This window comes from Micromonospora chokoriensis (assembly GCF_900091505.1).
GTDB classification, from domain to species: Bacteria; Actinomycetota; Actinomycetes; order Mycobacteriales; family Micromonosporaceae; genus Micromonospora; species Micromonospora chokoriensis.
Map to the genome: position 1 here is coordinate 6,005,176 of NZ_LT607409.1, position 13,147 is coordinate 6,018,322.

General features: G+C 71.0%; 7 protein-coding genes. All 7 read left to right on the plus strand.

Annotation, left to right across the window (positions count from 1 at the left end; translation table 11 throughout):
* The first annotated feature begins 71 nt into the window (after positions 1-71).
* The 7 genes from GA0070612_RS27220 (at position 72) to GA0070612_RS27250 (ending at position 13,031) form a co-directional block, all read left to right on the plus strand.
* Positions 72-1,295 (plus strand): glycosyltransferase family 4 protein, encoded by a 1,224-nt coding sequence (locus GA0070612_RS27220; protein WP_157742618.1) that lies wholly within the window; start codon positions 72-74, stop codon positions 1,293-1,295.
* 191 nt (positions 1,296-1,486) lie between these two features.
* The gene (locus tag GA0070612_RS27225) at positions 1,487-4,162 is read left to right on the plus strand and encodes an O-antigen ligase family protein (protein ID WP_157742619.1); all 2,676 of its coding nucleotides are present in this window, start codon (positions 1,487-1,489) and stop codon (positions 4,160-4,162) included.
* Between the two features lie 17 nt (positions 4,163-4,179).
* On the plus strand, positions 4,180-5,445 hold the full coding sequence (locus GA0070612_RS27230) for a glycosyltransferase family 4 protein (RefSeq protein ID WP_157742620.1): 1,266 nt from the start codon (positions 4,180-4,182) through the stop codon (positions 5,443-5,445).
* Positions 5,442-6,707, plus strand: coding sequence for a glycosyltransferase family 4 protein (locus GA0070612_RS27235; RefSeq protein WP_088990514.1), 1,266 nt, complete (start codon positions 5,442-5,444; stop codon positions 6,705-6,707). Before GA0070612_RS27230 ends, GA0070612_RS27235 begins: the two co-directional genes overlap by 4 nt.
* 89 nt (positions 6,708-6,796) lie before the next feature.
* Entirely contained in the window at positions 6,797-8,677 is a 1,881-nt protein-coding gene (locus GA0070612_RS27240; protein WP_088990515.1) for a nucleoside-diphosphate sugar epimerase/dehydratase, read from the plus strand.
* Positions 8,678-8,869: 192 nt separating this feature from the next.
* A complete protein-coding gene (locus GA0070612_RS27245) occupies positions 8,870-11,974 on the plus strand; it encodes a M14 family metallopeptidase (RefSeq protein ID WP_088990516.1) in 3,105 nt (1,034 codons plus the stop codon).
* Between the two features lie 133 nt (positions 11,975-12,107).
* Complete coding sequence (locus GA0070612_RS27250) at positions 12,108-13,031, plus strand: NAD(+)/NADH kinase (protein ID WP_408630590.1); 924 nt, start codon at positions 12,108-12,110, stop codon at positions 13,029-13,031.
* Positions 13,032-13,147: the final 116 nt, after the last annotated feature.

The following is a 13,147-nucleotide window of genomic DNA, read 5'->3' on the forward strand; positions in this document are numbered from 1 at the left end:
CCAGCAGTGACCGACCCAGACGGGATCGATACCGACGCCGTGCCCTCGTGGTCCGGCACGAGGAGCAGGACGTGAGCACAAACCGCGGCGGTGCCGGTGAACGGCCACTGCGCGTACTTCAGGTGACCAGTACTGCCGTCGGCGGCGACTGGTTCCACGACCAGGTGACCGGCCTGGCGCGGCGAGGTCACGAGGTGTGCGCGGTGGTGCCGGGCGAGGGGCCACTCACCGCCCGCCTGCGGGCCGCCGGGGTACGCACCGAGGTCGTGCCGATGTCCGGCTGGCGCCCTCGGCAACTCCCCCGGGTCGCGGCGGCCCAACTGCGACTCGTCCGCCTGATCCGACGATTCCGCCCCGACGTGGTGCACGGGCACCTGGTGAAGGCGAACATCGCCTGCCGGTTGGCCAGCCTGGCCGCTCCACGGCCGCTGCTGGTCAACCAGATCGCCGGCGTCGTCCACCTGCGCAGCCCCCTGTTCAATCGCATCGACCGCGCGACTCTGCCCCGGGTAGACGTCCTGATCGGGTCGTGCCACGCGTTCGCCGACCGGTACCGACAGCTGGGCGCCCGGACGACGACGGTCAGCCACTACGGCTGCGACGTCCACCGGCTCGACCCGACCGCCAGCGGTCAGCCGTTCCGCGCCGAGTTCGGACTGGCTGCCGACACCCCTACCGTCGGAATGCTCGCGCACATGTACCGCAGCCGGTTGCAGGCGTTCCAGGACATCGGTTTCAAGGGCCACGAGGTCTTCATCGACGCCGCCCCCCGCCTGTTGGACCGGGTGCCGACCGCCCACCTCTTCGTCGTGGGTGACGAGTTCACCGGTGACGTCGGCTACCGCCGCCGGTTGGAGGAGCGCGCCGCCCGGTTGGGGGTGGCCGAGCGGATGCACTTCACCGGCCGCCGGACCGACGTGCAGGACGTCCTGGCCGGTCTGGACGTGGCGGTCACACCGTCGCTCGAGGAATCCGCGTCGTACGCCACCGTCGAGGCGCTGTTGATGGAGCGAGGCGTGGTGGCCAGCGACGTCGGCGGGCTGCCCGACACCGTGCAACATGGCGAGACCGGCCTGTTGGTGCCGCCGGCGGACCCGGGCGCGCTGGCCGACGCGGTCGCCGAGCTGCTGGAGGCACCCCAGCAGCGGGCTGCGATGGGTCGCCTCGGGCGTGACCGCTGCCTGCACCTGTTCGACATCGAGCGAACGGTCGCCGACGTCGAGGCGATCTACCGGGCGGCGCTCGACGGCCGTCCGCTGCCGCAGTCCGGGCGGCTGTCGGAAGTAGCCAGGTGACGGCCGCGACGCCGCCCGTCGGATCGGGTGCCGGCCCGGGCGCGGATGCCGGACTCGCCGCAGCCGATGGTCCTGACCTGGTCGGGCCCGGTCAGCCCAGCACCGCGCCGAGCGGGCCGACGCGTGTCTCGGAAAGCACAGTGTCGGCCGCCGCCGCCGGGTCCGTCGGAACCAGAGTCGTCCTCCTGGCCGTGAGTCTGGTGACCGGCGTGCTCGCGGCCCGGGTGCTCGGCCCCCACGACCGAGGCGTGGTGGCGGTCGTCCTCGCCTGCGCCTCGATCTTCGGAGCGCTCCTCACCGTGGGAATGGAGACGGCCAACCTCCGGTACGCGGGCGGCTCGGTCGCCGCCCACCGTCGGACGGTGTGGTGGAGCCTTCGCCACGTCGGCACCGTGGGAGTTGGCGTGGCAGCCGCCTGGGGGGCACTGGCGGTGGTGGTCGGACCGGCTGTTCGCATCGGCCTCGACCCGGTCACCTTCGCCCTCGCGCTGGCCCTCGGTCCAGTGGTGTTGCTCTCCTCGCTGCTCGGCACGGCCGAGATCGGTCGTAGTCACGCCTCGGTCTACAACCTGACCGTCATCGGAGGACTGCTCGTCTACGGTGTGCTGCTCGTCGTCCTGACGGCGACCGGTCGGGCGGACACCAACACGGTCATCGGGGCGTACCTCCTGGGGCAGGCGTGCGCGGCGGCGGTGCTGCTGGTCCGGGCGCTGCCGTTGAGCCGCGAGCCCGGTCCGCCCGAGGACAGGGCGGCGTACCGGTCGTTCGCGCGCCGGGTCTACGCACCGAACCTGGCCCAGTTCGCGATGGTCCGCAGCCAGGTCCCCGCCATCCACCTCATAGCCGGTGCCGGTGCCGTCGGCGTCTACTCGGTGGCGGTGCCGTTCGCCGAGATGCTCCTGGTGCTCCCGGTGGCGCTCAGCCTCATCCTGGTGCCAGCGGTCGCACACGGCGGCGCCGACTGGCACACGGTCCGCCGGATGTCCGTCCGGACACTGCTCATCACCGCCGTCGGGGCGGGACTGCTGGCCGCGGTCGCGCCGTTGGCCTTCCCGCTGCTCTTCGGCGCACAGTTCGCCGAGGCCGTGCCGGTGCTGTGGGCAATGCTCCCCGGTCTCATCGTGCTCGCGGTCGCCCGCACCGCGCAGAGCTACCTGACGGCGGTCGACCGTCCGGGCCCGCCCACTCTGGCGGCTGTCAGCGCCGCTGTCGCCGGGCTGCTCGCCATGGCCGTCCTCATTCCGCGGTTCGGCACGCTCGGAGCGGGCCTCGCCGTGTCGGCCGGATACGTCCTCTATGGCCTGGTCGTCGGCTGGGCCTTCCTCGGTTACCGGCCTGCCCAGGGCCGGAGAAACGGTCCGACGAACATGACGATCACACACGGGGGCCGACACACGAGGTCACCACGACGGGAACGCGAATCCGTGCTGCCGGCGTGGGGTAGGGCGGCCGGTGTGCTCGTCGCCGGCGCTGCCGCCGGCGTGGTGGCGGTGCAGGACACCACGCTCCTGCTCAGACTGGCCGCTCTCGCCGCCGTGGTGCTCGTCATCACGCTGCCCGGGTTCGGTCTCTACTGCATCGCGCTGGCGGTACCCGCGTCGCAGTTGCCCCTCGCGTTGGCACCGGACACCACGCCGTTGCTGGCGCTGATCCTGTGCACCCTGGTCGGGACGCTGCTCCGGGGCCGTCCGGCCCGTCGCGGCATGCCTGCCGTCCTCATCGTCACCGCCCTGACCTGCCTCCTCGCTCTTGGTGTGGCCATCGGTGGTCAACCCAGCCAGGCGTTCCGCTCGGTCGCCGCCATCGCCGTACCGCTGGCGTGCATACCGCTGATCGACAGTGCCCGGGCTCGGTCGCGGAGCGTCCTGCTCGTCTTCGCGGTCGCGGCCACCGCCGTCGGCCTGGTGCACGCCGGCCTCGCTCTGGTCGGGACGCCGATGCTCGCCGAGGAGAACCCGGCCCTCGCCGAATCCCTCAGCGGTCTGAACCACAACGCGTGGGGGCCGATGCTGCTGCTGGCCCTCGCCGTGCTGCTGTCCCGGCTGCGGCCGGGAGTGTCGGGCCCGGCCCGCCTCCTCACCGTCGCGGGGGTCGTCGCCGTGACCGTCAGTGTGGTCCTGTCCTACAGCCGCTCGACGTACATCGGTGGAGCGCTGCTCCTGCTCTGCTTCGTGATCCAGCGGCGCCGCACGGTGGCCCTGGCCCTCACCGGCATGGTGGTCGTCCTCACCGTCGGTCTGACCGGCGTGCAGTTGGTGCCGGAAAAGGTGGCCGAACGGATCGCGTACACCACTGTCGACGGACGGCTGGACAGCTCCAGCAGCGTGCGCCTGGACCTGTGGCTCAGCGCCCTGCGGATGGCGGGTGACTACCCGGTGACGGGCGTGGGATTCCAGAACTTCCGAGCCCACCTGCCGGAGTACTTCCAGTCCGAGATCACCGTCGCGGCCGTCGACGTGCAGATCGACAGTCTCAACCACGCCCACAACACGTACCTGACGGTGCTGACCCAGACCGGCCTCGTCGGCGTCCTCCTGGTGGGCGGGCTCCTGTTCATCGTGATCCGTCGGCTCCGCCGACGCCTGCGCGCCGGCGACTCCACAGCGGAGGCGGCGGTTCTCGGCATGGCCGCGATCGGAGGTTGCAGCCTGTTCGGCGAGCCACTGCTCACCCTTCCCGTGCTCATCCCGTTCGTGCTGCTGCTGGCCGTGGCCACCGCCCGCCAGCCGGTCGAGACGGAAGCCGCCTCCGGTGAGCGTCGCGTCGGGCCGAGGCACGCGGTCAGCGACAGACCTGTCCCGACTCCCGGCCCGATCGGCTACCGCGCAGGTCGTCGCCGCTCCACCGCCGACCGGGTCCTGATATGACCACGAAGGAGACGAAGGTGACCGCGCGTTCCGACCTGTCGGGGGTCGACAGCGCCGACCGGCCGCACCGGCAACGGGCTGCCCCGGACGGCACTTCCCCTACCGCGCTCCCATCCGTGATGCTGCTCTGCGGCGCGAGTTCACTGCACGCCCGTAAGTGGGCGGTCGCGCTCGCCGAACGCGGCCACCGGGTCGTCGCCGCCAGCTGGATCGGCGCGGAGCCGATCGACGGCGTCGACCTGCGCGTCGCTCCCGGGACCGGTCAGACCAGGCACGGGCCGTGGGGTGCGGTGTGGCAGCTCGTCGCGGCCGGCTGGTGGCTGCGCCGACAGGTACGCGAGGCGCGCCCCGATGTGTTGCACGTGCACTCGGTAGGGATGGCGGGCCTGCTGTCGCTGCTGGCACCGCGTCGGCCCGCCCGGGTCGTCACGCCCTGGGGCGTGGACCTGCAGTCCGCGCGTCGGTCCCGGTTCCGTCGTTGGGTGGCCCGCGCCGCCCTGCGCCGCTGCGACCTCGTTCTCCCCACCGCAGGGTCGGTCCGTACGGAGATCGTCGAGAGCTACCGCATACCGGCGGCCCGTACCCGCACCGTCTCGTGGGGCGTCGACGACCGGCTGTTCGCGCTGCGGGACACGGTGACGCCGTCGTCGGTCCGGCGGGAGTTCGGCATCCCGGACGACGCGACGGTGCTCTTCGCCGCCCGGACGACCGGCCCCGTCTACCGCACGCCCGAGGTTCTGCGGGCGTTCGCACAGGTGGCGATGACTCGTCTCGATCTCCACCTGGTCGTCCTGACCGGGCACCGTCCCGCCGAGGCGGCAGCGGCGCAGGCGCAGCGACGGTGCGTCACGGAGGCCCAGGAACTCGCCGAGCGTCTGCCCGGACGGGTCACCGTCCTGGACCGGTCACTGAGCCCGGAGGACACCTTCCGACTGATGCGGGCGAGTGAGGTGAGCATCTCGGTTCCCCGCTTCGACCAGCGCAGCTGCACCGTCCTGGAGGCGGCGCACGCCGGTTGCCGGCTCCTGCTCGCCGACCTGCCGCCGTACCGCGAGCTGGTCGAGGACGGCTTGGTGGCCGACATCGTCAGTGGCCCGTTGGAGGCCGCGTTGGCAGAGCAGTTCCTGGCCGCCCGCCCGCTGGAGCCGGCGCTGCGGGAACGGAACCGGCGCTTCATCGAGACGTCGGAGTCCTGGTCCCGTCAGGTTTCCGTGGTGCAGGAGTGCTATCGGCGGTTGACCGCGGACCGGGTCGAACAGCGTCGGGGCGGAGTGTCCCGGTGAAGATCGTCTACCTGCACCAGTACTTCCGTACCCCGGCCATGTCCGGAGGTACCCGTTCCTACGAGTTCGCCCGGCGCCTGGTGCGCAACGGCCATGACGTGCAGGTGGTGACCAGTGACACCGAGCCCGCACCCGGCACCCGGCAGACCTGGCGGACCACTGTGGAGGCGGGTGCGGTGGTGCACTGGGCGGCTGTCCCGTACCGCAACGCGATGTCCATCCGGGATCGGCTCTCGGCCTTCGGCCAGTTCGCCCGGTTGGCCGCCACCCGGGCTGCCTCGCTGGAGCAGGACGTCGTCTTCGCGACCAGCACTCCGCTGACCATCGCGATACCCGCCGTCTACTCGGCCCGACGTCGGCGCGTGCCGATGGTGCTGGAGGTGCGCGATCTCTGGCCGGAGGTGCCGATCGCGCTGGGCGCTCTGCGGTCACCGCTGACCCGACGCGCGGCCACGGCGCTGGAGGGGTGGGCGTACCGCAACGCCGCGCACATCGTGGCGCTGTCACCCGGTATGGCGGCGGGCGTTCGCGCGCGGCATCCCGAGGCTGCCGTGACTGTCGTGCCCAACGCCTGCGACCGCGAGTTGTTCGCCGACGCGGACTCGTCCGGTCAGGCGCTCCGGGCTCGCACGCCGTGGTTGGGCGACCGGCCGCTGGTCCTGTACGCGGGAACGCTCGGTTTCGTCAACGACGTGGGTTACCTGGTCCGCATGGCGGCGACGCTGCGTCGCACCCATCCGGACGTGCGGGTGGCGATCGTCGGGCAGGGCGCGGAGACGGCGCGGGTGCGGGCGCTGGCGGCATCGTCCGATGTCCTGGGCCGGACCCTGTTCCTGTTCGACCAGATGCCGAAGGCCGAGGTGGCAGCGTTCTTCGGTGCGTGCGACCTGGCCGTCTCGACGGTGCGGGACGAGCCGGCGTTGCACGCCAACTCGGCGAACAAGGTCTTCGACGGGTGGGCCGCCGGTCGACCGGTCGCCGTCAATCACGAGGGATGGATCGCCGACATCCTGCGGCGCAGCGGCGCCGGCCTCGTGCTGCCCGCAGCAGATCCCGTCGCCGCGGCGGGGCTCGTCGGCGCGTTCGTCACCGACCCGACCCGAACCGCTGCGGCGCGGACCGCCGCCCGGGTGCTCGCGGCCACCGAGTTCGACCGTGACCTGCTCTTCGACTCGTTCGAGGCGGCGCTGCGCGGTGCGGTGGCGCCGCAGCGGACGCCGGGGTCGCCAATCGGGCGAACTTCGCAAAGTGTCACAAATTAGTCATTAACCGATTAGCTTTGGTAGGACGCCAATAAAACCATCTGGGCGTAATAACCCCAGATAAGCCGCTATGCAGCAGGAGTTTCCACATGGATCTTTCGGGGACAAGCCCCAGCGAGTCCGCACGCCTCGGCCGGTCGCGGAGCAACCTCCGGCTGACCGGCGGCCTCCTCGCAGCGGACACCCTCGCCTGGATCGCGGGTTTCGCCGTCGCCGCGTGGGTGCGCTTCGAGTTCTCGCTCACCGGCCCGGCCCTGGCCCGCGCGATCGGCATGGGCGTGCTGGCTGCGGCCCTGCACGTCGCGGTGTCCGCCGTCCGCCGTCACCACGCCGGTCGACACCCCCTGGGCAGCGTCGAGGAGACGCAGGGGCTCGCCAACACCGCCCTGGCCACCGGTGTGCTCGTGCTGATCGCGCTCGTGCCGATGGCGTCGCGGCCGGTACCCGCGAGCACACCACTCGTCGGCGCGGCGATCGCGCTGCTCCTCATGCTCGGCACCCGACTCACCTACCGCAACCGCAGCGACCGTACGCTGCGCCCAGATGCCGGCCGCGCCGAACCGGTCCTGCTCTTCGGCGCGGGATCGGCCGGGCAGGGTCTCCTGCGGGCGATGCTCAGTGATCCGGCCGGTCAGTTCCTCCCGGTGGGCATGCTCGACGACGACCCGCAGAAACGGCACCTGTCCCTGGCCGGGGTGCGCGTGCTCGGCTCGCGCCACGACGTCGGCACCGTCGTACGACGCACGGGCGCCAAGATGGTGATCTTCTCGGCCGCGAACGCGGACTCCGATCTGATCAACGAGGTCCGCGAGAGCACCCTGAAGACCGGGGCGACATTCAAGATCCTCCCTTCGGTGCGGGAACTGGTCGACCACCGGATCACCGTCAACGACGTCCGGGACCCGGACATGGCTGACCTGCTCGGCCGCCGACAGGTCGTCGGCGACCTCAGCGACGCGCAGTCGCAGCTGCGTGGGCGTCGGATCCTGGTGACCGGCGCAGGTGGGTCGATCGGCTCCGAGCTGTGCCGTCAGATCATGCGCGCCGACCCGGGCGAGCTGATGATGCTCGACCGGGACGAGTCGGCCCTGCACGCGCTCCAGCTGTCGATGTCGGGTCGGGCGATGCTCGACAGCCCCGAGCTGATCCTCGCCGACCTGCGGGACGAGGAGCGGATCCGACGGGTGATGGCGGAGCGTCGACCCGACATCGTCTTCCACGCCGCCGCCCTGAAGCACCTGACGCTGCTGCAACGTCACCCGGGCGAAGCGGTCAAGACGAATGTGTGGGGCACGCAGGCGGTCCTCAACGCGTGCCGCGACGTGACGAGATTCGTGAACATCTCCACCGACAAGGCCGCCGACCCGATCAGCGTGCTCGGCTACTCGAAGCGGATCACCGAACGGCTGACCGCGAACGCCGGCGCGACCCACGGCGGCACGTTCCTCAGCGTCCGGTTCGGCAACGTCCTGTCCAGCCGAGGCTCCGTGGTCACGGCGTTCCGGGCCCAGATCGAGGCCGGGCTGCCCATCACCGTCACCCATCCCGACGTGACCCGTTACCTGATGACCGTCCAGGAGGCGGTACACCTGGTGCTCCAGGCCGCCGGCATCGGCCGCGACGGTGAGGCGCTCGTGCTCGACATGGGTGAGCCGGTGAAGATCGACGACATCGCCCGCCAGTTGGCGACCCAGGCACCCGGGCCGGTGCAGATCGTCTACACCGGGCTCCGACCGGGCGAGAAACTCCACGAAGACCTCATCGGGGCCGGCGAGCAGGACCTTCGCCCACTGCACCCGCTCATCTCGCACGTGGCGGTGCCCCCGCTCGACCCCATCGAGATCACCACACTGGACCCGTTCGACGACCCGGAGAAGATCATCGATCGCCTCGCCTGGCTGTGCGGTCAACCGACCGGCGTCGTCGCGCAGGCCGCCAGAGCGATCACGTCGGCACCCACACAACGCTGACCCACCGGCCGCATCCCGCAGGTGACGTCCAGGGGAGACCCTCGGCGCACCTGCGGGGCGCGCGCCCGCGCGACTGTGACGGTTGGCACCGACATCGACACGGGCAGCAACGACACGCCCATCGACCGATTGACAGAGATCAGTCCATCCCGAAAGGCTCGCGCCTACAGGTCCTTCACCCAAGGAGGCGCGATGAGACCGAGACGACTGGCGATCGCCAGCGTGGTCACCCTGCTCGGCGCACTGGCACTGACTCCACCCGCCAGCGCGAAGCCACCGTCCGAACCGGGCGCCCGCGACGGCCTGGAGGTCTACGTCGGCACTGTCGACGCGAAACAGCGGGACCAGCTCCGCGCGGCGGGGGTCGACCTCGGCCACGACGCGAAGACGGACTCGACCGGCAGGACGACAGTCGAGACGGTGCTCAGCCGCCGGCAGGCGAAGCGGCTGACCGACCAGGGCGTCCCATTGTCGGTGAAGAAGGTGCGCGGCAAGGACGCGTCGCAGGCGCTGCGGGAGCAGGCGGCGGCGGGCTGGACGGCCTTCCGGCCCTACGGGGAACCGGGCGGTCTGCGCGACGAGCTGAACGCCACCGCGGCCCGCTATCCGAAGCTGACCAAGGTCGAGACGATCGGTCGCACCCAGCAGGGCCAGCCGATCATCGCCGTGAAGGTCACCAAGAACGCGCGGACCGTCGCGGACGGGAAGCGGCCCGCCGTGCTCTACGCCGGCGCGCAGCACGCCCGCGAGTGGATCACGCCGGAGATGACCCGCCGGTTGATGCACCACGTGCTGGACAGCTACGGCACCGACCAGGAGATCACCAAACTTCTGGACACGACCGAGCTGTGGTTCCTGCCGGTGGCCAACCCGGACGGTTACGACTTCACCTTCACCCCCGGCAACCGGCTGTGGCGCAAGAACCTGCGGGACAACAACGGCGACGGACAGATCACCTCCGGCGACGGCGTGGACCTCAACCGCAACTTCAGCTACAAGTGGGGGTACGACAACGAGGGCTCGTCACCGGAGCCGAACAGCGAGACCTACCGGGGCCCCGGCCCCAACTCGGAGCCGGAGACCAAGGCCCTGGACCAGCTCTTCAAGCGGGTCGGGTTCGAATTCTTCGTCAACTACCACTCGGCGGCCGAGCTGCTGCTCTACGGCCTCGGTTGGCAGGTGAGCACGCCCACCCCGGATGACGAGATCTACAAGGCGATGGCCGGGGACGACGCGCACCCGGCGGTGCCCGGGTACGACCCGGACATCTCCGCCGAGCTGTACACGACCAACGGTGACACCGACAGCCACGCCACCGTCCGGTACGGCACGCTGGGCTTCACCCCGGAGATGTCCACCTGTGAGGCCGCCTCGGCGGTCGACCCGGACGACGAGTGGCGCCCGGAGGACTGCGTCAGCGGCTTCATCTTCCCCGACGACGAGACGTTGATCGCCGGCGAGGTGAGCAAGAACCTGCCGTTCGCGCTGGCCGTGGCCAAGTCGGCGGCGGACCCGGACGAGCCGGTGTCGGTGGTCGGCCGGAGCACCCCGGACTTCGTGGTGGACGCCTTCGACACCTCGTACGGGCGCACCCAGCAGGTCGCCGCCATCACGCGGCGGGCGCTGAAGAACGTGAAGATGCACTACACGGTCAACGGCGGGCGACCGAAGACCGTCGCGGTCCGCGAGTGGCGCGGCGGCGAGCGGTACGGCGGCACGCACGACGACTACTACGCGGAGCTACGCGGGACGGTCGGCGGCACGAAACCGGGAGACCGGGTGGAGGTCTGGTTCACCGGCAACAAACCCCGGTCCGGGGTGGTCGCGAGCGAGCACTTCACCTACCGGGTGCACACCGACATCGGCGGTGACGTGCTGGTCCTCGCCGCTGAGGACGTCACCGGCCTCAGCCCGGCGCAGACCGGCACCTCCGCGAAGTACGCCGACGAGATCGCGGCGTCGTTGAGCGCCGCCGGGCGCAGCAGCGACGTGTACGACTTCGACGTGATGGGCCGCAGGGCGCCGCACCCGCTGGGGGTGCTGTCGCACTACCGGGCCGTGGTGTGGGAGACCGGCGACGACGTGATCATGCGCTCGCCCGGTCAGGTCGCCGGCACCGCGGCCAAGGCGGCGCTGGACACCGAACTGGCCGTCCGGGACTACCTGAACGAGGGCGGGAAGCTCCTGGTCAGCGGCCAGTACGCGCTGTTCGCCCAGGGCGCCAACGGTTCGTACGTCTACCACCCGGACGCGCCGCCGGAGTGCACCAACGCCGACGACCTCACCTGCCTGCCGCTGCTCAACGACTTCCAGCAGTACTGGTTGGGAGCGCACACCTACGTCAGCGACGGCGGCACCGCGCCGGAGGGCGAACCGTTCCCGGTCGTCGGCCGCGACGGCGCGTTCACCGGCTTCGACGGGCAGCTCAACGCGGCCGGTTCGGCGGAGAACCAGGGGCACACCGCGTCGTTCCTGACCACGTCGAGCTTCCTGCCGCCGGACGAGTTCCCGCAGTTCGCCAGCTCCGCCCCGGTGGGCTGGACCCGACCGGGTGGCGCGCCGTTCGACCCGCGTACGGGTGAGTGGTACCTGCACAGCGGGCAGGCCGACGAGTCGTACAAGCGGCTCACCCGCACTGTGGACCTCAGCGCGGCGACCAGCGGCGAGCTGCGCTTCTTCACCTCGTACGAGATCGAGCAGAACTGGGACTTCCTCTTCGTCGAGGCCCACGAGGTGGGCAGCGACAACTGGACGACCCTGCCGGACGTCAACGGCAAGACCAGCACGGTCACCGGGGAGAGCTGCACCTCCGGTTGGGGCCAGTTGCACCCGTTCCTCGCCCACTACCAGGGCGCTGGCTGCTCCCCCACCGGCAGCACCGGAAGCTGGAACGCGGCGACCGGGACGTCGAGCGGGTGGAAGGAGTTCGTGGTCGACCTGACCCCGTACGCCGGCAAGCAGGTCGAGGTGTCGATCACGTACGCCTCGGACTGGGCCACCCAGGGCCTCGGGGTCTTCCTGGACGACGCCCGGGTGGTGGTCGACGGGTCGACGGTGGCGGAGACGTCGTTCGAGTCCACCGACCTGGGCGGCTGGACGGTGGCCGGGCCTCCGGCCGGGTCCGGTGGCAACGCCAACGACTGGTCGCGCAGCCAGCAGGCGTTCGAGGAGGGCTCGGTGGTGGTCACCGGGGACACGGTGTACCTGGGCTTCGGGTTGGAGGGCCTCTCCCCAGCGGCCCGCGATGACCTGGTCGCCCGGTCGTTGACCCACCTCACCGGTCAACCCCGCCCCTGACGGCGGCGAGGTGCGCCGGCGGTCCGTGGGCCGCCGGCGCACCTTCGGCGTACGCCGGGTGGGCCGCCGGCGCACCTTCGGCGTACGCCGGGTGCGCCCCGCACCTTTGTGATGAGCTGTACGGGTGTCGGGGCTGGGACTTGTGCTGCACCCCACCCGGGATGTCACCGAGGTGGTCGAAATCATCGAACGGTGGGCCACCCGCCACCACAAGACGCTGTTCGTTCGCGAGGAGGACCAGCACCGCGTCCCGTCCTGCGTCGAGCCGTTGCCGGAGGGCGAGGTCCCCGTCCGCGCCGACGCGTTGATCAGCATCGGCGGTGACGGCACGATGCTGGGTGCGCTGCGCTCCGCCGTCCGCGATCCGAAGCCGGTGCTCGGCGTACACCTGGGTCGTCTGGGGTTTCTGGTGGAGATCGAGCCGCCGGAGTTGCCCGACGCGCTGAGCCGGCTGCTGTCGAAGGACTTCACCGTCGAGTCGCACGCGTGCCTCGCCTGCGACGTGTGCGGTGACGACGTCGTGGCGTTCAACGACATCGCGTTGGTCCGCCAGCCGGGCGCCGGTTTCGTCAGCGTCACGCTCGCCATCGACGGCCAGCAGTACGGCTACTACCGCAGCGACGCCGTGGTGGTCAGCACCCCGATCGGCTCGACGGCGTACAGCTACGCGGCCGGGGGTCCACTGATCTCCCCGGCGGCGGATTCCGTGGTGATCACACCGGCGGCGCCGATGGCCGGCATCTCCCGGGCGGTTGTGCTCTCGCCGGACGAGAAGATCCGGTTGGAGTTGCAGCCCAACTCGTCGCCGGTCGTGGTGGAGATGGACGGGTTGGTGTTCCGGGACGCGGCCACCGAGGGGGCGGTGGACATCTCGTACCGTCGCGACGCCGGTCTGGTGGTCCGCTTCGACCCGTTGCGTTACCAGGAGCGCAACCAGTTGAAGATGACACTGCTCGACCTGCCGTTCCTCCCCGAGCAGCTCCGCGAACTGCTGCCCGAGGAGCTACGCCGGCGCAGCCAGGAACTCCCGCCCCCCGCCGACCCCCCACCCTGCTGAGCCCCAACCCCACCCCCACCCCGGTCCCCCTGCCCCGCCCCGGAGCTGTCGATCAAGAGGTTTGCGTCATGCCGCCCGGCGTGTCGTGACGCAAACCTCTTGATCACCGGGAGCGG